The organism is Mycolicibacterium sp. TUM20985 (assembly GCF_030295745.1).
In the GTDB taxonomy this organism is placed as follows: Bacteria; Actinomycetota; Actinomycetes; order Mycobacteriales; family Mycobacteriaceae; genus Mycobacterium.
Map to the genome: position 1 here is coordinate 2,868,606 of NZ_AP027291.1, position 21,880 is coordinate 2,890,485.

The window sequence follows — 21,880 nt, forward strand, 5'->3', positions numbered from 1 at the left end:
CGCGACCGCCCGGTTCGCATTTCCGGCCGATGCGTCAATATTCGTCGACCCGCGGGCGGGTTGCCGACGCCGATCCCGGGTAGCCCCATTGGATGACCGACTCCGAAGCCCCGCCCCAGCTCGTCGCCGACGCCATCGTGCAACGGCTCCAACAGTGGCAGGTGTCAAGGGTGTTCGGCTACGCCGGTGACGGGATCAACACCCTTCTCGGCGCCATGCAGCGTGCGGACGGCCCGGAGTTCGTCTCCACCCGGCACGAGGAGCTCGCTGCCTTCGCCGCCTGCGGCCACGCCAAGTACACCGGCACGGTCGGCGTCTGCATGGCCACCCAGGGTCCGGGCGCCATCCACCTACTCACCGGCCTCTACGACGCCAAGCTCGACCGGCGGCCGGTCGTCGCCATCGTGGGCCAGGTGGTGTCGACCGCGCTGGGCAGCGGCTACCTCCAGGAAGTCGACCTGCATTCGTTGTTCAAGGACGTGTGCGCGCAGTACGTCCAGACCGTCTTCGCGCCCGAGCAGGCGCTAATGGCTCTCGACAACGCCATGCGGACGGCTATCGCCACGCAGACGCCGACTTGCCTGATCATCCCGCACGACGTTCAGCAGGCCGAGATGCCCGAGGAGACCGAGCACACCCACGGTGTGGTCCCGTCCTCGCCGATTTCGGCACGGCCCCAGATCACTTCACCCGAAGCGCAAATCCGTGCCGCGGCCGACGTGCTCAACTCGGGCAACAAGCTCGCGCTGCTGGTCGGCCGGGGGGCGGTCGGTTGCGCCGACCAGATCGCCGCGCTGGTCGACGCGACGGGCGCCGGCGTCACCACCTCACTGCTGGGCAAGCCGGTGCTCGACGAGACACTGCCGTGGCACACCGGCGTGATGGGACACCTCGGCACCACGGCCAGCGCGCAGCTGATGGCCGAGTGCGAAACGCTGCTCATCGTCGGCTCCAACGATCCCTGGACCGAGTTCTACCCCGCCCCCGGCCAGGCCCGCGCCGTGCAGATCGACGTCGAGCCGCGGGTGCTCGGCGCGAAGTACGGGATCGAGGTGGCAGTCAGCGGCGATGCGAGACAAGCACTTTCGGATCTGCTGCCCCTGCTCGAGCGGAAGACCGACCGCTCCTGGGAGCAGCAGGTACACGAGTGGACCGGGCAGTGGCACGAGGTGGCCGAGCAGCGCTGCGCCGAGGTGGGCACCAACGCGAACCCGGAGTTCGTCGTTCGTGAGCTGTCCCGGCATCTGCCGGACGACGCCCGGGTCGCCGTCGACGTCGGGTCCTCGGTCTACTGGTACGCCCGGCATCTGCGCCTGCCGCCCGGCGTTCCCGCGCACCTCTCGGGCTATCTGGCCTCGATGGGCAGCGCCCTGCCCTACGGCATCGCCGCCAAGCTCGACGCGCCCGATCGGCCCGTCGTCGCGCTTCTCGGCGACGGCGCCATGCAGATGGCCGGCCTTCAAGAACTCGTCACCCTCGCCGACCGGTGGCGGGACTGGGCGGATCCGCGCTTCGTCGTTCTCGTCCTGCACGACGGCGACCTGTCCGAGGTGTCATGGGAACAGCGGGAAATGGAGGGAAATCCGCGGTTCGGCGCGTCGCAGACCGTGCCGTCATTCCCGTATGCCGCCTACGCCGAGATGCTGGGCCTCGGCGCGGTCCGCATCACCGAGTCATCCCAAGCCGCCGACGCGTGGCGTCGGGCGTTCGCCGCCGACCGTCCGTTCGTGATCGAGGCGCTCACCGACCCGGGGACACCGCTGCTGCCACCGTTCATGCCGGAGTCCAAGGCCGACGGTCTATTCCAGGCGCTGGAGTCCGAAGGCGACGACGCGGCACGCGACCGGGTGCAGCGCCAGCGCGCCGCCGACGACTCCTCGCGCTGAGGCGGCCGCCCGACCCACCTGACGGCCAACCCGCACTAGCGTCCGAAACCGGCGTCCCGCAGGGCCTGGGCCATCGATCCGGCGGCGGGTGGCGTATCGTGGCGGCCGGAGTCGTTGGGCCGGTTAGTGTTTGGCCGCGCGGTCTTCGGTGCCGGCGCCTTCGCCGGCCCCCCTCGTCGTTGCGGTTCGTCGTCGAGGCGCAGCGTGAGGCCGATCCGCTGACGGTCCACGTCGACCTCGAGGACCTTGACCTTCACGACCTGCCCGGACTTCACCACCTCGTGCGGGTCGGAGACGTACCGGTTGGACATCGCCGAGACGTGAACCAGGCCGTCCTGATGGACGCCCACGTCGACGAACGCGCCGAATGCCGCGACGTTGGTGACGACGCCCTCCAGCACCATGCCAGCCTTCAGATCGGCGACCTTCTCTACCCCCGCGGCGAACGTGGCCGTCGAGAAGGCGGGCCGTGGGTCGCGGCCCGGCTTCTCCAACTCGGCGAGGATGTCGGTGACGGTAGGCAGGCCGAACCGGTCGTCGGCGAAGTCGGCGGGACGCAACGACTTCAACGTGCGCGAGTCACCGATGAGCTCGGCGAGGGTGACACCCGCGCGGTCCAGGATGCGCCGCACCACCGGATAGGACTCCGGGTGCACGCCGGACCCGTCGAGCGGATCGTCGCCGCCGGTGATCCGCAGGAAGCCCGCGCACTGCTCGAATGCCTTGGGGCCCAAGCGAGGAACCTTCAGCAGCGCCTTGCGGTTGCGGAACGGCCCCGTCGACTCGCGGTGCGCGACGATCGCCTCGGCCAACGAGTCCGTCACCCCGGACACCCGCGCGAGCAGCGGCACCGACGCGGTGTTGAGGTCGACTCCGACGGCGTTCACCGCATCCTCGACCACGGCGTCCAAGCTGCGGGCCAGCGTCCCGGGTGTGACGTCGTGCTGGTACTGCCCGACGCCGATCGACTTCGGCTCGATCTTCACCAGCTCGGCCAGCGGGTCCTGCAGCCGGCGGGCGATGGAGACCGCGCCGCGAATCGTCACGTCCAGGGTCGGCAGTTCGTGCGCGGCGTACGCCGACGCGGAGTACACGGAGGCGCCGGCCTCGCTCACCATGGCCTTGACGGGGGCCTTGGCCCCGGCGGCGCGGATGTCGGCGATGAGTTCGGTTGCCAGGGAATCGGTTTCTCGTGACGCCGTGCCATTGCCGATGGCGATGAGGTCGACTCCGTGGCGGGTGATCAGCGCACCGAGGGTGGCCTTGGCCTCGTCCCACCGCTGCTGCGGCTGGTGCGGGAAGATCGCGCAGTGGTCGAGGACCTTGCCCGTCGCGTCCACCACGGCGACCTTCACGCCGGTCCGGAAGCCGGGGTCCAACCCGAGCGTGGTGCGGGTGCCCGCCGGCGCCGCGAGCAGCAGGTCCTTGAGGTTCTTGACGAACACCGCTACCGCGTCGAGCTCCGCGCGCTGCTTGAGCCGGATCCGCGCATCGACCGCAGCCGAGACCATCAGCTTGACCCGCCACGCCAACTTCACGGTGGTGACCAGCCAGGGCGTGGCCGGCGCCTTCGCCGATAGGTCGACGCCGAGCGTCCTGGCCACCATGGCGTGGTAGACGTCGTCGTCGTCGCCGCCCTCGAGATTGAGCGCGAGCACACCCTCCTTCTCGCCGCGCATCACGGCCAGCACGCGGTGCGACGGCATCTTCTCCAACGGCTCGGAGAACTCGAAGTAGTCGCGGAACTTTTGCGCAGCAGGGGTTTTCGCGGCGTCGGTCGATGCCAGCGACGTGCGCAGCGAACCGTCGGCCCAGAACTTGGCCCGCGCGGCACCGACGAGTTCGGCGTCCTCGGCGGCGCGCTCGATCAGGATGTGCCGTGCGCCGTCGAGGGCCGCAGCGGCATCGGCGACCTCCTCGCCGACGAAGTCTGCGGCTGCGCTCTCCGGGACCAGTGCCGGATCGGCCAGCAGCCGGTCGGCGAGCCGCTCGAGGCCGGCTTCGCGGGCGATCTGCGCCTTGGTGCGACGCTTGGGCTTGTAGGGCAGGTAGATGTCCTCGATCCGCGACTTGGTGTCGGCCGCCAACAACGCGGCATGCAGATCGTTGGTGAGCTTGCCCTGCTCCTCGATCGAGGCGATCACCGCCGTGCGCCGGGCGTCGAGTTCCCTGAGGTAGCCGAGGCGGTCCTCGAGCGTCCGAAGTTGCCCGTCGTCGAGGCTACCGGTCACCTCCTTGCGGTAGCGGGCGATGAACGGGACCGTCGCGCCCTCGTCGAGCAGCCGAACGGTGGCGTCCACCTGCGCTACGCGTACGGCGAGTTCGTCAGCAAGACGGGCGTTTACGGACTTGACGGCAGGGCTCGGAGTCACGCCGAGACCCTACCGAATGCGTCCGACGCACCCGTCGCTTCCAAGAGGTGAGATCGTCTCCGCAAACGAAGCAGCAATATTGACGACGCGGTATGGTCACTCGTCGTGAAAATCTCCCTGCCGCGTCGAGGTCGCTCGTGACCGGGGTGATTGTGGAGCGGGCGATCGAGGCTGGGGCGGCGGTCGGGTTCGATGTCCGGGACGGCGGATCGGCGGGTCTGGTCGTGCAAGCGGCGAACGGTGAGATCGTGGCGGCAACGCCCGAAGCGGAGCGGATCCTGGGGTTGACCCTCGGTCAGATGTTGGGTCGCACCACTGCCGACAAGCGCTGGGCCGCCGTCGACGGGGACGGGGTGGCGCTCCGCCCACAGGATCACCCGGCGATGCTGGCCATGAGCAGCGGCATGCCCGTCCGGGACGCGGTGATCGGGGTGCACCGGCCCGGTCGAGACGCTGCGGGCGAGCACATCTGGCTGATCGTCGACAGCGAGCCGCTGATCTCGGACGGCGCGACGACGGGTGTGGTGTCGCGGTTCGCCGCGATGACGGGACCTCGGGCCACGGAGCTGCGGCTCGCCGCGTCGGAGCGGATGTACCGATGGTTGGTGGACAACGCGCCGGAGATGGTGGCCTGGCAACTCCCCGACACCACGTTCATCTGGGTCTCGAAGGTCTCGTCGACGCTCTTTGGTCGTGAACCCGAGGAGATGATCGGGGCGACCGTCTACGACTTCGTCCACCCCGAGGACCTGGCCGCCCTGCAGGCAGCCGAATCGAGTGTCTACGACCATCCGGTCCCCCCGTCCTTGCTGCTGAGGATGCGGCATCACGACGGCCACTACGTGTGGACCGAGGTCGCAGGCCAGGTGCTCTACGACGCAGACGGCGCCCCGTCACAGATCCGCTCGTCGTGGCGGGACGTGACCGCACGCGTCACCGCCGAACGGGAGCGCGACGCGGCTCTCGAGTTGGTGCAGTCAGCGATCGAGAACTCCCCGATCGGCATTGCGATGTGCCTTCCCGACGGCACGTTCGAGCGGGTCAACTCGGCGTTGTGCGCCATGTTGGGCTTCGAACGCGACGAATTGGTGGGACGTCGACTGAGCGACCTGGTCGAGCCAGGTGACCGCGCTCTAGATGGCGTCGCCACCGTCGCGACCGGTGCGTCGGCGCTGCAAGAAGCCGAAGGCCACTATCGGCGACGCGACGGAACGCAGATGTGGGGCCACAGCACGTTGGTGGCCATCGGTGCCGGGGACGGCCCGACGCCGCGGCTCCTCCTGCAGCTTCAGGACATCACCGAGCGGCGCAGAGCCCTCGACGAGCTCGCTCACCTCGCGTCGCACGACTCGCTGACGGGGCTGGCGAACCGGGCCGCGCTGAGCGACCACCTAGTCCGCGCGGCACGGGAACTCGCTCCGCACGACCTTAGTGCCATGCTCTTCATCGACGTCGACGACTTCAAGGCCGTCAACGACGACTACGGCCATCGCATCGGCGACTCCCTGCTGAGCCAGATGGGTCATCGCGTGAGCCACGCGATTCGTAGCGAGGACGTGGCGGCTCGCCTCGGTGGCGACGAGTTCGTCGTCTATTGCCCGAAAATCGTTGGCGGCAAGGAACTCTCGCAGATGGTACGTCGCATCTCCGGCGAACTCTCCGGCCCATACCGCATCGGCGAACGCATCATCGACGTCTCGGTCAGCGTCGGCGTGACCACGACCATGGGGAGCGCACTGGGTGATCTGATGGCCAGGTCCGACCAGGCCATGTATCGCGCGAAACGCGCGGGCCGGGGGCTCATCGCGATGGACGATCCGGCCGTGGAAAACGCCGATCGCTGATCGCGGTCGTTCACGCCGTAGTCGAACCCGCGCACGCCCGCGCGCACATCGCCGCCGCCATGAAGCCGCCGAGCGCCGACCAGCCCCACACCCCGCTCAGCCCCTCCTTCGCCATCAGGAGCAACGCCACGCCTGCGACGCACACCAGTACCCCCGCGGCCACCGACCGCGCACCCGTCGACCGGGCCGGCGCGTCCCACCACGGCAATGGGCGATGCTCCAGCGGCGAGAGCAGCATGAACGCCAACGCCATGACGACGGCGAACACGGCCGCCCGCAGCGCGAGGCGCCCCCAGAAACCCGGCACGTGCACGTCGTATGCGTCGATCCCGACGGCGTGCAGGGCGAAGGTCGCGACCGCGATGGCCGGGATGTGCCAGAGGTAGAGGGTCATCGCTCCCCCGTTGCCGACGACGACGCACCGCCAGACCCGCGGGTGCGCCGCCCACCGTCGGATCAGGCCCGCCGTCGCCACGAACAAGCACGACATCCAGGTGCACTGCAGCGCCATCAGCAGCGTCGGCGGGGTGACGTTCGAGAGGCGTTCGACACCGGTCACGACGAGGGCCACCTCGTACGGACCGAACAGGACCGCCACCACCTGGGCGGCGAACGCCACTGCCGCGACGGCGAGCGACACCCGCGGGCCGATCAGGTCCCGGGCGTAGGCCACTCCGATCACCATCGGGATCAGCCACACGAAGACGAAGTTGGGGAGGCCCGCCCACAGTGTGCCGACGCCGATCCGCACCGTGTCCATCGCGCCCGCGGCCACCAGCAACGCCAGAACGAGCACCGCGACTGCGCGGCCTGACTGCAGCCGCGTCAACGCCGGGACGAAGGCGAGGACGACGAGGTACACGCCGAGGAACCAGAGCAGGGCAACGCACTCGCGCCCCAGCCCGGCCGCGGACTCGGCGCCCAGCACCAGACGGGTGACGAGCAGGCCGACCACCCACGCCGCGAGATACCAGAACACCGGCCGGCACAGCCGCTGCGACCGGGCGAAGAGCCAGGTGCCCCATGACTTGCCGGGCTTCCAGCCGTACGCCCCCGCGGCACCGCCGGCCAGGAAGAACAGCGGCATGATCTGCGCCGCCCAGGTGATGGGGGCCAACGCGGGCAGCTGACCCAGCAGATTGCCGATGCGCAGACCGCCGGTGTCGATGGTGGCCAGCAGCAGCGCGCAGTGGCCGAACATCACCACCAGGAGTGCCCCGAGTCGGGCGACGTCGACGGCGCGGTCGCGGACGGGTGCGGCGTCGTCGGCGACCGTGGGTGCATCCGACGTGGACCTGGTCATTGCCATGAGTCCACCATGCCGGGGCGCCGTCCGCCGCGGATGAGTAGGAGTACGTGACTTTGGGGCTGCGGACGTGGTTCGCCTACATTGCATGGTGATGCGCTCAGCCTTGATCGTCTTATCCGTCCTCATGGCCATGATTACCTCGTCGACCGCCCCCGCCGACGCCGCCCCGCCGGCGATGCCGGACCTGAGGGGCTATTTCGCCGTCGTCCCCGACGCGTACGTCATGGGGAACGAGGCCTACTTTCAAACCCCCGACGGGCTGTTGTGCTCGATCCAGCCCGACCGTGGGGTCGCCGGCTGCGACGGGCGGCTGCCGGGCGCGGTGGGCGGTGCCAACGAGATCGTCCTGACTGCCGACGCCAATGCACGCGGGCTGCGGGCGACCGCGAACCCTCGCTTCGTGAAATCGACCGGTAACGCTGCCCCGGTGCTCCACGAGGGGCAGAAGCTCGTCCTCGGCGACTTCGAATGTGCGGTCGCGCCAGGGCCGTTCACGGCGTGCACCAAGGCACAGCCGACGACCCAGTGGATGGTCATATCTCCCGACGCCACCGGTATCGGTCCGGCCACCGAGGGATTGCCGCCGGGCTTCCCCGACCCCAACGACTTCGTCGTCGGCGACTTCTAATGCCGACGTCGGCATTACATGTCTTATGCCGACCCGTGGAATATGCCGACAGTGCTTGCGATGGCGCTCTCCTGCGCGGCTTTCGGGGCTGAGGGGTCGGCATATTCACAGGGATGTCAGCCAGGCCAGGATGTTGGGCGCGGGGCGGTAGATCCCGGGCTTGACGTTGGGTGGCCTGGTCCGGTCGATGGCGGCTTGTTTGATGGCCATGTCGGCGTGGAGGTAGGCGTCGGTGCTGTGGGTGTCGCTGTGCCCGAGCCATAAGGCGATTACGGAGACGTCGACTCCAGCGGCGAGAAGGTTCATCGCCGCGGTGTGGCGCAGGGTGTGCATCGTGACGTGCTTGGCGGTGAGGCTGAGACAGGTGGTCGTCGCGGTCGCGATGTGCGTGGCGAGGCGATGTTCGAGTGCGTCGCGGGACAAGGGTTGTCCGTGGGGGCCGCAGAACAGCGCGGAGCCTGGCCGGGTCATCCGTTCGGCGAGATAGGTCGTCATGGTGCTGGCGGTGGCTCTGGTCAGCGGGGTGATCCGTTGGCGACGTCCTTTGCCGGTGCAGGCGATGTGAGGGCCGGTGCCGAGGTGGATGTCGTCGTGGGTCAGTGAGCAGATCTCGCTGATCCGCAGACCGGTTTGCGCGGTCATGGCCAGCAGGGCGTGGTCGCGTCGCCCGGTCCAGGTGGTGGGGTCTGGTGCGGCCAGTAGTGCGTCGACCTCTGCGGGGTCAGGAACTCGATGACGGGCCTGATTGTGCGTTTGGGTGGGATCGCAAGGACCTGGGTGATGGTGGCGGCGTGCTCGGGATGGTCGGGCAGAGCCCGGCCGAGCACGGAGCGGATCGCGGTGAGTCGGGCGTTGCGGGTTCTGCTGCTGTTGCCACGTTCGTGTTCGAGGTGGTCGAGAAACCCGGTGACGTGCGTGGCGGTGACGGCGTCGAAGTCGAGTGCGTCGGCGGGAATCCCGAGTGTCGCGGTCAGGTACTTCAGGAGCATCCGCCAGGTGTCGCGGTAGGAAGCGATGGTGTTGATCGACAGGTCGCGCTGGGTGTGGGCGAAGGTCGTGAAGTAGGTCTGCAAACTAATAGCCAAGGCGTTCACTGTATTTCACTTTCGGAGATGGGTTCGAGTTTGCTTGCGGCCAGGGCCATGAGTTCCCCGGTCGCGGTCAGGTACCAGTAGGTGTGGGCGGCGTCGGAGTGCCCCAGCCAGGTGGCCAGCAGCGAGAGCACCCGGTCGGGGTCACCGCCGTGGGCATAGGCCACGGTCATGTGCGCGGTGGCGAAGGTGTGTCTCAGGTCGTGCAGACGGGGGCGTGCCCTGCTCCGTGGGATGAGCCCGGCAGCCTCCCGGACTCGTTTGAACAGGGACTGAAATGACACGTAGACGTATCCGGTTCCCTTGCAGGTCACGAAGACCGGGCCGTGGGGGTCGGGGCGGGTGGCCATTCGGGCAGGCAGAGCGATGTACTGCCTGAGGGCGGCCGTCGTCGAGGGGTGCACTGGGACGCGCCGCTCGTCGACTTCGCGGCCTTGATCGTCAGCAGGTCGTTGTGCTGGTCGATGTCGGGTACTCGCAGGTTCAGTGCTTCGCCGATCCGCAGGCCGGTAGCGGCAAGCAGACCGATGACGGTGCGCAGGGTCGCGGCGATCCGTTCGTCGGCGAACTCGGTGTCGCAGGTGGCAAGCAACGCATCGATGTCTTGTTGGCTGTAGATGAAGGGAACGGCTCGGGGTTTGCGGGCCGCAAGCAAGCCGTTGGGGATGACGGGGACATCGACATCGTCGGCGTGGAGGTAGGCGGCGAAGCGGCGCACCAACGACAGGCGGGTCGCCCACCATGAGGGGTGCGCGTCGGGGTTGAGCCGGGCCCACGTCACGGCATCATCGATGGTGAACGTCGTTGTCTGGCCTTGAGCTTCGAGCCAGGTGCAGAACAAGCCGACTTGGCGTTCGAGGTCGTTGAGCTGAAACCCCAGAGACCGGCGCAGCTGCAAGTACTCATCGAGTCGTTCGCGCAGTGTCCTCATCGCGGCACCTGCCCGAACGGGACGACCAACTCGCGCAACGATGCGAGGTCGACTTTCGCGTAGCCCATCGTGGTGACCGTGTAGGCGTGCCCCAGGAGCTCCTTGGCTTCGGTCAAGGAGCCACCTGCGGCCAACACGTCCATCGCGGCGGTGTGCCGCAGCCGGTGCGCGTAGATCCGGTCGATCCCCGCCAGATCCGATAACCGGGCGATGACCCCCGAGATGCCCGAGGTCGTCATCATCTGTCGGGGTGCCCGCAGCCGCACGAACACGGCCCGGTCCAGAGCGGGCGGCCGCAGCCGTAACCACGTCTCCAATGCCTGACCCACATCGACCGGGAGCGGCAACAGGTGCTCGCGACCCTTGCCGGTGACCCTGAGACGTCCACTTGCCCAGTCGATGTCGTCGATCCTCAGTTGGGCGGCCTCGCCAGCACGTAGGCCAAGGCGCACCAGGATCGTGACGAGTGCCCGGTCCCGCGCGCCGAGCGCGGTGGCCTGATTGCACACACTCAGCAAGGCCGCGACCTGATCGGTGTCCACGCCCCGCGGCAACGATCGCCGCGTCCCGGCAGCCTTGAGGATCCCGGCGGTCAGGTCCCGATCGAGGCGGCCGGTGCTCAACGCCCACCGCAGCAGGCAGCGGACAGATCCGACGATGTGAGCACGTGCAGCAACACCGTAGGGGCGTCCACGCTCAGCGACGTAGGCGTTGATGATCGACGCGTCCAGGCGCCGCCACTGTACCGAACCGTCAGCCGCCGTCAACACCTCCAGAAGGCCGGCCGCGTAGTGACAACGGGCCGCGATGGTCTTCTCAGTCAGTCCGCGCTGCTGCCGCATCCACGAACACCAGTCCACCACCGCGGACTTCACCGGCGTGAGTGAATCTATTTGGACCCCAGCCGAATTCAGATAGCCGGCGGCCATCAAGAACCTGCGTATGGTGCCGATCCAACGCTTCACTGTGGCGCACGGAAGATCTCGGGATCCCTCCACTTCGAGGAACCGGGCCAGCAGATCCTCATCGATGTCGTCGACCTCGACGCCCACCAGCTGCATCCACCAGCTCAGTCGTTCCAACACATTCACGACCGCGGCCGCCGAACCCGGCGAATAGCCCAGCCCGGCCAACCATCCCGAACACTCGCCCAGCACCATCGGCGCCAAAGGGCCCACCGGAACCCGCGGGACTCGAACCGGATACGACCGGGCCGTCGGCGATCTCTTCGTCACGGACCTCACCTCCAGACAATTCAGTGCCTGAAGCGTGACCACGACTATGCGACTATGCCGACCTTTTGTACCTCAGCACCACCGTTGGGCTGCACCATCGCAACGACTGTCGGCATATTCCACGGGTCGGCATAAGACGACACCTACATCGTCGGCCAGGGAGCGAAGAATCTGTTCCCGGTGTTCACCGTGGACGGTGGCCTGACGTGCGCGATCATCGTCTTTAGCGGCGGTGAGATCGGTTGTAACGGAACGCTTCCCGGCGTGACCAGCGGTCAGAACGAGGTCTACCTCCAGCTACCGGGCACCGCCGGGATACGCCGCACCGAAACCCCGAAGTTCAATGCGCCGGCCTACCCCGGGCGCATCGAGCAGCTACCCGTCGGGCATCGGGTCAACGGCATCGGCTCCACCTGCATGGCCACCAGCGGCGGGGTGGCGTGCGTCGGCACGCTGGCGGGCAACGTGGCGGGGTTTCAGGTCTCGCCGTCGGGCGTGACGACGATCGGCGGCTGACCGCGCACGCCGGTCAGATGATCGCGCGCAGGCCCAGCGCGCTGGAGAACGACGCCGCGGCCACGCACACGTCCGTCGCGATATGCCGGGACAGGGGTTCCGGGAGGTCGACGACGTGTCCACATACGCCGCCGAGCAAACCGCCCACGGGAAGCAGCGTCACCACCGTGGGTGTCAGCTGCAGGACGATGGCGTAACCGTCGTGATCGCCGGTGGTGAACGTCCCGTCGTTCACGGCGTTGCCCAGGGGAACGATGCCGAGCACCGTCGCGCCGCCGCTGGCGACCAGTCGACGTGCCAGCTCCGCCCGAGCGTTCTCGTACGAAACATATTGGTGCGTGAACGGATTGGCGGGATTGAGCGCCTCCGTGCTGAACGCGCCGGTCCACACGTAGCCGGTGTCTGCCGCCGCGGGGGCGGGCCCGATCACCCGACCGTGATCGTTGGGGAACAGGAAGAACCCGTCGGAGAACGCCTGTAGGAAGCCGGCAGGTTGTTGACCGTAGGTCGTGCCGTCGATGAGGCCCGAGAAGCCGACGCTGTGGATCGGCTGCGCCGGGAATCCGGCCCGAGCCATTGCCGCGTTCAGTCGTGCGGTGGACTGCGCCGCGCTGGTGGCCGTCGGGTCGATGATGATGACGTTGATCGGCTCCAACACCGTCTTGCCCTCGTGTGGTACCCCGCCATAGTCCGAGATCTGGCCATTGGGCTCCAGTAACCACGTGCCGACGTCGCCGTAGGGGGTGTGTGTGACGTCGCCCGGGCTGGGGACGGCCGGGGCCGCGACGGTGGCGGCCGCCGCTGGCTTCGTCGTCACTGCCGGTGCCGTGACGACGGCGTCCTCGACGTCGCGGCGGATCAGCTCTAGCGCCGCGAGCGCGACCGGCACCGGCGCGACCGGTGTGTCGCGGGTGTTCGCCGAGGAGGTGGTGTTCTCGCGGCGGACGCTCGACGTGGATACGGCCACCGTGACCGGCGCGGCAGCGGGTTCAGTGTCGACGCCCACGGACGTCGTCGTACTGCTCGGAGTGCTGTCGGCCGCAGGCCGTGCGCCGTGACGCGATATCGCGGTGGTCGCGCTGGGCAGCGCGTCGTTGCCCAGCTGCATCTTCGACACGCTCGTCGAGTCGTCGGCGTCCGTGTGGTTGGCCGGCGCGCCGCCGGTCGATTCGCCCGCGGACGAAGCCGGGGAGGTCTGCGCTGCGGTGCCGCCCGCGGTGGCGTCGTCGGTGGTGCCCTCGGCGTGCGCGACTCCCGCGCCAGCGATGGCGGCTCCGATGCCCAACGCCACCGCCAGTGCGCCCACGCGCCCGACGTACTGTGCCGCGATGGGCTCGGCGTGAACCGCGTGCCGTGGCATCGATCTGGCCTTGCGGTGTCGCCCCATCGCCTTAGTCCCCCTCGGTCCCGCTGCAGTCGAGGAAGTTTATACACATGGCGGGCCTCGCGAGCAAAGCACGCCGCGTCGGCATCGGCGGCACTGTCGCGACGGGTACTGATCTTGGTTGAGCAGGCCGAACGGGTGCAGACGGCGCAGAGAGGTCGGCCGTCCCGACGGACGTCGCAGTTACAGCAATGACGGCGAAGGGGCCCGCGAGGCGTTGCCCCAAAACAGGTAGCGCACTACCCGTGTGGTGCGGGTGGCGCGCGCTGAGCCTTGTGGGTGTAGAGCCCATCCGTCCGCCGCAGGAGCCCGCAATGTCCGCACTAACCGTTGCCACTGGTTTCACCAACGCCGTCGCCCTCACCTATTCGGCAAACCGCAACGTCGCCGTCGTCGGCGAGCGCGGCGGTCGCCTCGTGCTCCTCGATCTGCTGCGGCCCGTTGCCGGAGGTTACGAGCAGCGCGTCATCGGAGACGGCTACCGCAACGTCGATCACGTTGCCTACGATGACATCTCGGACCGATTGCTGATCGCCGACGCCGACGGCGTCTGGGTCGCGCGCCTGGCGACGGCCGACCGTGCCGACGCCACCGCGTTCGCGCACGCCCCCGTCGACGTCCGCGCACTGTGCACCGCCTCTGCTGCCGGCTCCCCCGTGGCCCTGGTGCTCGACGGCGACCCGGCGCCGCACGTCGACTCGTACAATCTGGGCGCCGGCCCCGGCACCGTCGTCGGCACACTGCTCGAATCACTCGACGGAGCCAAGGATGCCGCCGTCGCCGACTCGGCGTCGGTGTTCCTGCTGACCTCTGCGGCCGGCGGCAACATTCTGCAGCTCGCCGACTGGACGACGTCGACCGTGACACAGATATCAAGTGGCGCGATACCTTTCGGTGGTCACGTGGCCGCCCTCGACAGTCAGTGGGCACTGGTCGTGTCGAAGAGTGGGGAGTTCGCCTGCGTCCGCCGCGACGGGGCGCTCCGCCGCCCGACGGCGGCGGGATCCCCGTCGGCCGTGACCGCCATCGCGGTGACCAAGGAGGGCCACGTCCTGATGGCCACCACCGATTCCGTCCTCGAAGACACCCTGCCGGCCGGCATCCGCGAACGCGTCCTGCTGACGCTTGATCCGGGACCGATCTTCATCGGCGGATACGCGAAGGTTCACGTCGACGTCGCGGGCACCGGTCTGACCATCGACCAAATCGAGTTGAGCGTCCGAGAACCCGATCTGGGCGCCATCTCCCCGTCGCGTGATGCGACCTTCGACCCCGACCACCCGCACCTGTTGCTGACCGGCGGCTGGCGACCGGGCGTCGGCGAGATCCTCGCCAAGGAGATTGCGACGGGAACGGTCGTGGGCCGAGCCAACTTTCGCATCGACGAGACCTGGCGGGATTCCCGGGTCGGCCCGAGCTTCTGCGTCACCGGCAAGGTGGACAGTCCCGTCGTGAAGCCGGCCTGGGGCGGCGGGGATGCGGGCATCCAGAACGTCGACGTCTACAAGGCTCCCGCGAAGTGGCGGGTGGCCATCGTCATGATCGACAGCACCACCAACCCGTATCCGACGCTGGCGGCCGACATCGCCAAGATCCGCCAGAACTGGTTCGATAACTTCACCGGCGGCGTCCCCTCTGGAGGCGTAACGCGTTCGGTCACTGCGTATTACAGCGAGGTGTCCTACGGCAAGTTGACGATGAGCCTGGTCGGAAACAAGGTCGCCGGACCGGTCCACGCCACCGGCAGCTGGGACGACCTGTTCGAGTTGGAAACGGTACCCGACCCGGCGAACCCCGGTGCCACCCTTCCTCGACGATGGAACCCCAAGCCCGATACGTGGAAGACGCTGGTGTCGACGCTGGAGCAGGCGAATGCCGCCGCGGTGAAGGCGGGCAACCCGGCGCTGGTGGACTTCGGCAAGACCGATGCGGTCGCCTTCGTCGTGCGCACCGTCAATGCGCCCGTGGCGGGGGTCAATCCACCGACGGGCGTCAGCATCGGCCGGTACGTGTGGCCGCAGCAGACCACGATGACGGTCAAGCTCAACGGCAAGGACACGACGCTGCCGATGCTGGTCATGCCGGAGGACTGGACGGCCATCGACGGCAGGCAGGTGTACGAAACGCTGGCCCACGAACTCGGTCATACGTTGCAGCTTCCGGATCTCTACCTGTACCCGTGGATGAACCAGGGGCTGTCGGCGCGCGAACTCGGGGCGTGGGACCTGATGTGCAACGACGGCGGGCTCCCCCACCTCAGCCTGCCCAGCCGGATGGCGCTCGGGTGGGTAGGGGCAGGCGAGGTGAAGGCCTACAACTTTGCGGCCAATCATCAACCGTCGGTGCTGGAGCAGATCACGCTGCAAGCTCTCGAGACCAAGACGATTCCCGCCAATGCGTTGCGCGGTGCGGAGATTCGGCTGGCTCCCGGCCGCAACTACTACTTCGAGTATCGGAGCCGGCAGGGCGCGTCGCTGGGTGACGGCAGCCTGCCACTCGGGCCGGTGGTCGTCGGCACCGACGTCGTGTCGCCGAAGGGGGCACAGAACCTCGACAGCCGGGTGATGACGATGCGCCTGGAGGACGATCCCGATGGGGTCGACGACACCGACGGGCTCACGACGCAGGGCGCCTTCCTCACCGTCGGCAAGAACTACAAGGAACCCGACTTCACCGACGGCGCGCCGAAGGACTTCGTCGTGACGACGAAGGCGATCCGGCCCGACAGCGCCGACGTCGAGATCCGATACAACACCAGCGGCCGCCCCGAACTGTCCATTCGCACCTGGCCCAACGGTCAAAACCAGTGGCAGAGTCCGGACATCGAGATCCGCAACGCCAAGAGCGATGCCGACAAGAAGTGGTTGAACGTGCCGTGGGCCGGCCAGCCCAACCGGGTCGTCGCGAAGGTCACCAATAACGGCGCGTTACCAGCGCGCGGCGTCAAGGCCTTCTTCTCCTTCTTGGACTTCACCACCAACGGGGAGAAGGATCAACCGGTGGCCCAGCCGTTGGGGTCATCGCCCGCAGTCGACATCCCGCCCGATCACCTGCCGCACGAGCTCGAAGTGGCTTGGGTGCCGCCGGGTGAGGGGCACTACTGCATCACCGTCAACATCCCGCTTTACGAGGATGCCGGGAATCCCGCGGTGCACGAGAGTAGCGATCGGGACAACTTCGCCCAGAGCAACTACACGAAGTTCTGGTCGGAGAGCGCGTCACCGTCGACGCGCGTGCGGTTCCCGGTCAAGCTGGAGAACCCGACCAACGGCACGGTGGTGATGTTTCCCCAAGTGCGCCAGACGATGCCGTACTACCGGACCTATCTCGAACACAGCTGGTTGCGACTGGGCCCGCATCAGAAGGCGGAGGTGATGGTGATGACCGAATCGCTCGTGGGCGACCCGGCCTTCGCCGCATCCTTCGAGCCGGGCGCGGCGTGGGAAGCCCCCAACCTCTTGGAGATCTCGGGCTGGGTGGCCGGGGTCTGTGTGGCCAAGTGCACCGGAGGCGCTGCGGTACAGGTCAATTCGGGCCGAACCACGACGATCCGGGACATCCAGGTGGTCGCCGAGCCCGGCGTCCTCGGTTGGGTTCGACTGCCCGACGGCTCGTCCGCCACGAATGGGACGATGTTGGCCATCGCCCGCGGGCGTGGCGCCGATCCCGACCCGGAGCGTGATCTCGTCGGACACGGTGACCTGCAGAACGACGGCCGGTTCTTCGTCTCCCTGAATGGTCTCGAGCGCGGTATGGAGATATCCCTCAACTACCTTCCCGGTGCCTCCTACGCCCCGTGCGAGGCCGGACCGATCGACGCCGACTTCTGAGCCGGGAACGCTGAAAGACGAACGCCATCAGCGTGTTAAGGATCGCCCCCCGGAATGGACCATGGTGGAGGTGGCCTCGGAGTACGCTCCGCGGGTGACCCACAAAGCGATAACCCTGGCCGAGCAACCGAGCCTGAGGGACATGGCAATACCCGATGCCGACATCTGGCCGGAGTTCAATCTGCAGGGCGAAACCTACCGACGATTCTGGACCCGTCTCTCCGACGAGCTCCCGGAATTTCAGTTCGCGATGTGCGATGAGCAGACCGGCGAGGTGATGGCCGACGCGCATACCGTGCCGTGTTGGTGGGACGGGACACAGGGCGGGCTGCCCGGTGGCTTCGATGCGGTGATCGCCGACGCGTTCAGGCGTCGCGATGCCGAGCAACCGTTCAACACGTTGTGTGCCATCGCCGCCGAGATTCCGAAGGATGGCCGCGGTGGGGGTTTGGCGGTCGAGATATTGGTGGCGATGGGTGACATCGCGACCCGCCACGGCTTCACTCAGCTGATCGCGCCGGTTCGTCCGACCCTCAAGGACCGCTACCCGATTACACCGATCGAGCAGTACATGAACTGGCGCCGTGAGGATGGGACGCCAGTGGATCCCTGGCTACGGCTCCACGAGCGCATCGGCGCGACGATGGGACCCTCGGTAGACACGTCGTACCGCATCGAGGGCACGGTCGGAGAATGGGAATCTTGGCTCGACATGGTGTTTCCGGAATCGGGCGCCTACGTGTTCCCCGGTGGGCTGTCGCCACTGGACGTCGACCGTGATGCCGACCGGGCAGTCTACGGGGAGCCGAACGTGTGGATGATTCACGACCTGGCGTCACTGTCGAAATATGAAGCGCCCGTTAACTCTTCGCGATAAGGTGCTGATACGGGCGCTTAGTCGTCGCTGTACGAGCGGGCATGATCGAGGGTCCGCAGCCACTTCGGCGCCCCCTGTTCGGTGTTGAGGCCCTTCTCGATGACGGCCAAGTTGTGGTGCACGTGCACGCCCGTCACCGTCGACTCGGTTGCCGAGATCCCGGCGTCGTCGTCGCGGATCTGCTCGGAGTGATGCAGACCGTCCAAGAGATCCTTGATCATCTCCATCGAGCGGTATTGGGCTGACGGGTCGGGGTCTCCGCCCCAGGTCGGCCAGTAGGACGACGCCAGGTCCTCCACGACGTAGAGGCCACCCGGCCGTACGTGCGGGAAGAGCGCGCGAAAGGACGCGATGATGTGGTGACTGATATGACTGCCGTCGTCGATGATGATGTCGAAGGGCCCCAGTTCGCGAGCCATCGCATCCAGCCCTTGCTCGTCACCCTGGTCACCTTGTAGGACATTCAGCCGGCTCTCCACCACGCCGGTCTTCTCGAAGATGTCGAGTCCGTAGATCAGTCCCCGCCGGAAGTAGTGCTTCCACATGCGCAACGACTCGCCGCCGGCGTCGATCAGGTTGTAGCCACCGATGCCGATCTCGAGCACCTTGACGGCTTGGTCACGGTAGGGCTCGAAGTACTTCTGGTAATGCGGCGTGTACCAGCGTCCCCCCCATTTATCGGAACCGAACCGGACCGCGAGGTCGGACAGGTCGTGCGGCCGCTGGGACATCGCGGCGACCATCTGTCGCGTCGCTGCGGCGATGACGGGACTGTGTTCCTCGTCGGCCAGTTGTCGGGCGAAGAGTTCGCGGGTGGCCCCGTGCGGTCCAACCGGACCGAACAACTCCCGCAGCAGATCGATCAGGTCCTGACGGACGATTGCGGGAGCGTCGTCGCTCCAACCCTTCTCGACGGACGACGCGGTGCTGCCCAGGCTCACCAGATAGCCCAGCCGCTCCCCCCCGAAGCCGAGGTCGCATTGAACCGTCAGGTGTTCGGCCGGAGCGTTCAGCAGGGCAGCGCGCGAGATCACCTCGGCCAGAAGCGCTTCCGCGACGTCAGCCGGGCCGATCTCGGCTATCCGTGCCGCGATCTCTGCGTCGGGTAGGGTCGCTGCGTTCAGGATGCGTTCGATGGTCCCAATGTGATTCGGCATGAGCGAACGACCCTCCATTGGGCCGGTGAGGGCCAGGAAATCGAACCGTAGCACGCACCTGCGGCGGTGTTTCGTGGTTCGAGTTCCTCGACCGCCGTGCGTCCGTGGCTCGGTTACTGCCGGGCCTCGTCGAGGGCCGCCTCGACGTCCGCTTGCGTCTCGGCGAGGAAGGCTTGGAACTCATCGCCGATCATGAAGGTCGTCGTGAACTGGCTCCGCTCGGCGATCTGCTTCCAGGTCGGGGTGTTCACCATGTCGCCGAGCGCTTTCTGCCAGTACGCCACGGCGACGTCGGGCATGTTCGGCGGTCCATAGAGGCCGCGCCAGTTCGACAGGGTGACGTCGAGTCCCTGCTCCCTGGCGGTGGGCGCGTCCACACCGGGCAGCCGGTTCTCGGCCAGCACGCCGAGCGCCTTGAGCTCTCCGGACTTCACGGTGTCGATGAACTCGCTAACACCGCCGATCGCGACGCTGATGTCCCCGGCGCGCAGCGCGGCGATCTGGTCGCCGCCGCCCTCGTGGGTCACGTAGTTGACCAAGGCGGGGTCACCGCCTGCGGCCGACACGAGCAGATCGAAGGGAGCTTCGTCGTCGTGGGCGGCGCCGACGGTGACGCGGGCCGGGTCGGACCGAATCGCCGCCAGGACACTCGGGAGGTCGGTGAACGGCGATGCGGAATTGGTTACCACGACGAAGTATTCGGTCATCAGGCGGGCGATCATGGTGACGTCGCCGTATCCGTACTTCGACGCGCCGCGCGACTGGTTCATCATCATCGACAGGGACGTGACGGAGATTTGGTCGTCAGCGCCTCGGTACTGCTCAACCATGGTGGCGAGGTAGTCGGCGCCGCTGGCTCCGGGCCGGTTCTGCACCGGCAGTGGGACGTCGACGATCTTCTCGGTCTGCAGCGCGTCGACCACCGAGCGGATCGTGAGGTCGAACCCGCTGCCGGGGTTGGCGCCCGCGGTCATCGTGACGGGTCCGGACGGGTACGCCGGCGCGGCGGAAGCAGTCCCGGAGATCTGATGTCCCGCCAACCCCACGGTCAGTGCAAGGAGTGCGGCGAGTACGGCCTTCGTCTTCACGAGGGAGTGTGCTCCTTTTGAGTCATGAACGTGGTCGTTGCCACCTCTAGAAGAGGTACACCCCTTCCGCCTGGGGGCGCGATGAGGGGCATGGTTGATGCCGGCGGCGTCGACATCGCGGAGAATGGGGCCGTGTCGACAGACTGGTGGTGGATGCCGATCGGCATCGTCCTCGGCTTGGTGTTGGCATGGGTGGCGCTGGTGACCGCGCTGTGGTGGGCCAAGCCCGACGACCTGGACGTACGGGATGCCCTGCGGCTGCTGCCGGATGTGCTCCGCCTGGTGAAACGGTTGGCGTCCGATCCGGCGATGCCGCGCGGAATTCGCATTCGACTGGCGCTGCTGTTGGCCTACCTGGCGCTGCCGTTCGACCTGGTACCGGATTTCATCCCGGTCCTGGGTTATGCGGACGACGCGATCATCGTGGCGGTGGTGCTTCGCAGCGTGGTACGTCGCGCTGGCGCAGACGCGGTGCGTCGGCGTTGGCCCGGCACGGACGAGGGCTATGCGGCCCTCGCCCGCCTCACCGGTATCGACGGTGCCCGCGAGGAGCGGGACTGAACTTCAGGCCGAGGTGGACTTCACGGCCGGCAGGACCTCGCGAGCGATCAGTTGGTCGGAGCGTTCCCGCGTCGCGGGATCGATATCCCTTGAGCCACCGACAATCACCACGTGCGACAACCCGATGTCGATGAGTCCGCGCAGTCGCTCGGCGCAGTAATCTGGCGTGCCCACGATGCAGAACTGGCTCAAGAAGTCCGCGGTCAGCGATTCCGACTGCTCGGCATGTTCCAACCCGTGGTGGTAGTAGTCGTATCGGTTGGTGACCTCTTCCACCGCGGCCGCTTCGGCGGCCGGCATCGACGACACGACGTTGCGCTGAAAGTGCGCCGAGACACTCGCATTGCCTCGCACGATCTCCTCGATGGCACGTCGATCGGTCCCCGCCCCGACGACGACGAAGGCGCCGACGTCGAAGTCCTCGCTCTCGAGCCCGGCGTCGTGTCGTACCTGCCGGATGGCCTGCATGGACCGCCGCACCCGTTCGGCGTCGGCACCCACGGTGAGGGTCACGCGGTCACCGAGCCGCGCCCCGACTGAGGTCACCAGAGGCCCGGAGCAGAAGACGTCCACCGGGACCTTCGGTTCGTCTGCCAGTGGCAGCCACGTGATCCGACTCTCGAAGTCGCCCAACGACACCGGCGCGCCACGTAGGTAGTTCTGCAACTGCAGAAGCTGTCCTTCGAACTGCGACGCGGAGGGCGGCTTCACCCCGATCAGCTCCAAGGCGCTGTCACCGCGGCCGATGCCGAGGTGCGCGCGGCCGCCGGTGACGTGTTGCAGCGTGGCGAAGGCCGAGGCCACCACGGCGGGGTGCCGGGACGTCAGATTGGTCACCGCGGTGCCCAATCGCAGGTGCGACGTGGCCCCCGCGGCGAGATACAGCGAGGCGAAGACGTCCATGCTCAGGTTCTGAGTGTCGGTGAACAACAGGCCATCCCAACCGTCGCACTCGACGGCTGCGGCGTGCTCCTGCATACCGTCGACGATCGGATAGGAACGCAGAAAGAACTCGGTGCGCCGAGTCGGGCCGGCCGACACATCCTTCATCTCAGATTCCCCGTGGTCGCAAAGCCGATGTGGGTCGCGGTGACCATACACGCGGATAGTGTCGATCAGCCGTTGCCGCGGTCTCGAGGATGGCGATTACCCAGTGCTCCTCGCCCGGGTG

Annotated in this window: 16 protein-coding genes and 1 pseudogene; 7 read left to right on the forward strand and 10 right to left on the reverse strand. The window is 67.5% G+C overall.

Features of this window, described 5'->3' with window-relative positions; all coding sequences use genetic code 11:
* Window positions 1–92 precede the first annotated feature (92 nt).
* Window positions 93–1,886 carry a thiamine pyrophosphate-requiring protein gene (locus tag QUE68_RS14150; protein ID WP_284236010.1) on the forward strand — a complete coding sequence of 598 codons (1,794 nt, stop codon included), beginning with the start codon at window positions 93–95 and terminating at the stop codon, window positions 1,884–1,886.
* Window positions 1,887–1,921: 35 nt separating this feature from the next.
* Here QUE68_RS14150 and QUE68_RS14155 read toward each other — a convergent pair whose 3' ends face one another.
* Complete coding sequence (locus tag QUE68_RS14155; RefSeq protein ID WP_284236009.1) at window positions 1,922–4,258, reverse strand: Tex family protein; 2,337 nt, start codon at window positions 4,256–4,258, stop codon at window positions 1,922–1,924.
* A gap of 137 nt (window positions 4,259–4,395) precedes the next feature.
* Here QUE68_RS14155 and QUE68_RS14160 point away from each other — a divergent pair, with 137 nt between their 5' ends.
* Window positions 4,396–6,102 (forward strand): sensor domain-containing protein, encoded by a 1,707-nt coding sequence (locus tag QUE68_RS14160; RefSeq protein WP_284226743.1) that lies wholly within the window; start codon window positions 4,396–4,398, stop codon window positions 6,100–6,102.
* Between the two features lie 10 nt (window positions 6,103–6,112).
* On the opposite strand, the gene QUE68_RS14165 is transcribed toward QUE68_RS14160, so the two are convergent.
* Window positions 6,113–7,411, reverse strand: a complete 1,299-nt coding sequence (locus tag QUE68_RS14165) for an acyltransferase family protein (RefSeq protein WP_284226744.1) — start codon at window positions 7,409–7,411, stop codon at window positions 6,113–6,115.
* Window positions 7,412–7,502: 91 nt separating this feature from the next.
* Between QUE68_RS14165 and QUE68_RS14170 the strand changes: the two genes are divergently transcribed.
* Entirely contained in the window at window positions 7,503–8,039 is a 537-nt protein-coding gene (locus QUE68_RS14170) for a hypothetical protein (protein ID WP_286275702.1), read from the forward strand.
* Between the two features lie 105 nt (window positions 8,040–8,144).
* On the opposite strand, the gene QUE68_RS14175 is transcribed toward QUE68_RS14170, so the two are convergent.
* The 4 genes and pseudogenes from QUE68_RS14175 to QUE68_RS14195 form a co-directional block, all read right to left on the reverse strand.
* Entirely contained in the window at window positions 8,145–8,738 is a 594-nt protein-coding gene (locus tag QUE68_RS14175) for a tyrosine-type recombinase/integrase (RefSeq protein ID WP_286275822.1), read from the reverse strand.
* Window positions 8,678–9,124, reverse strand: coding sequence for a phage integrase SAM-like domain-containing protein (locus QUE68_RS14180; protein WP_286275703.1), 447 nt, complete (start codon window positions 9,122–9,124; stop codon window positions 8,678–8,680). The genes QUE68_RS14175 and QUE68_RS14180 overlap by 61 nt, the downstream gene beginning before the upstream one ends.
* 5 nt (window positions 9,125–9,129) lie before the next feature.
* Window positions 9,130–10,061, reverse strand: a pseudogene (locus QUE68_RS14190) (tyrosine-type recombinase/integrase).
* Entirely contained in the window at window positions 10,058–11,296 is a 1,239-nt protein-coding gene (locus QUE68_RS14195; protein ID WP_284232746.1) for a tyrosine-type recombinase/integrase, read from the reverse strand. The pseudogene QUE68_RS14190 and the gene QUE68_RS14195 overlap by 4 nt, the downstream one beginning before the upstream one ends.
* Window positions 11,297–11,476: 180 nt before the next feature.
* Here QUE68_RS14195 and QUE68_RS14200 point away from each other — a divergent pair, with 180 nt between their 5' ends.
* Complete coding sequence (locus QUE68_RS14200; RefSeq protein ID WP_286275706.1) at window positions 11,477–11,812, forward strand: hypothetical protein; 336 nt, start codon at window positions 11,477–11,479, stop codon at window positions 11,810–11,812.
* 13 nt (window positions 11,813–11,825) lie between these two features.
* On the opposite strand, the gene QUE68_RS14205 is transcribed toward QUE68_RS14200, so the two are convergent.
* Window positions 11,826–13,172 (reverse strand): hypothetical protein, encoded by a 1,347-nt coding sequence (locus QUE68_RS14205; protein ID WP_284226746.1) that lies wholly within the window; start codon window positions 13,170–13,172, stop codon window positions 11,826–11,828.
* A 338-nt stretch (window positions 13,173–13,510) separates the two neighbouring features.
* Here QUE68_RS14205 and QUE68_RS14210 point away from each other — a divergent pair, with 338 nt between their 5' ends.
* Both QUE68_RS14210 and QUE68_RS14215 read left to right on the forward strand, forming a co-directional pair.
* Window positions 13,511–17,026, forward strand: a complete 3,516-nt coding sequence (locus QUE68_RS14210) for a metallopeptidase domain-containing protein (RefSeq protein WP_284226748.1) — start codon at window positions 13,511–13,513, stop codon at window positions 17,024–17,026.
* Window positions 17,027–17,120: 94 nt separating this feature from the next.
* On the forward strand, window positions 17,121–17,903 hold the full coding sequence (locus QUE68_RS14215) for a hypothetical protein (protein ID WP_284226749.1): 783 nt from the start codon (window positions 17,121–17,123) through the stop codon (window positions 17,901–17,903).
* 17 nt (window positions 17,904–17,920) lie between these two features.
* Here QUE68_RS14215 and QUE68_RS14220 read toward each other — a convergent pair whose 3' ends face one another.
* Together QUE68_RS14220 and QUE68_RS14225 are read right to left on the reverse strand one after the other, a co-directional pair.
* The gene (locus QUE68_RS14220; protein WP_284226750.1) at window positions 17,921–19,060 is read right to left on the reverse strand and encodes a class I SAM-dependent methyltransferase; all 1,140 of its coding nucleotides are present in this window, start codon (window positions 19,058–19,060) and stop codon (window positions 17,921–17,923) included.
* Window positions 19,061–19,173: 113 nt separating this feature from the next.
* Complete coding sequence (locus QUE68_RS14225) at window positions 19,174–20,148, reverse strand: tripartite tricarboxylate transporter substrate binding protein (RefSeq protein WP_284226751.1); 975 nt, start codon at window positions 20,146–20,148, stop codon at window positions 19,174–19,176.
* A gap of 153 nt (window positions 20,149–20,301) precedes the next feature.
* Between QUE68_RS14225 and QUE68_RS14230 the strand changes: the two genes are divergently transcribed.
* Window positions 20,302–20,709, forward strand: a complete 408-nt coding sequence (locus tag QUE68_RS14230; RefSeq protein ID WP_454786364.1) for a YkvA family protein — start codon at window positions 20,302–20,304, stop codon at window positions 20,707–20,709.
* 3 nt (window positions 20,710–20,712) lie between these two features.
* On the opposite strand, the gene QUE68_RS14235 is transcribed toward QUE68_RS14230, so the two are convergent.
* On the reverse strand, window positions 20,713–21,759 hold the full coding sequence (locus tag QUE68_RS14235; protein WP_284226753.1) for an LLM class flavin-dependent oxidoreductase: 1,047 nt from the start codon (window positions 21,757–21,759) through the stop codon (window positions 20,713–20,715).
* Between the last annotated feature and the right edge of the window lie 121 nt (window positions 21,760–21,880).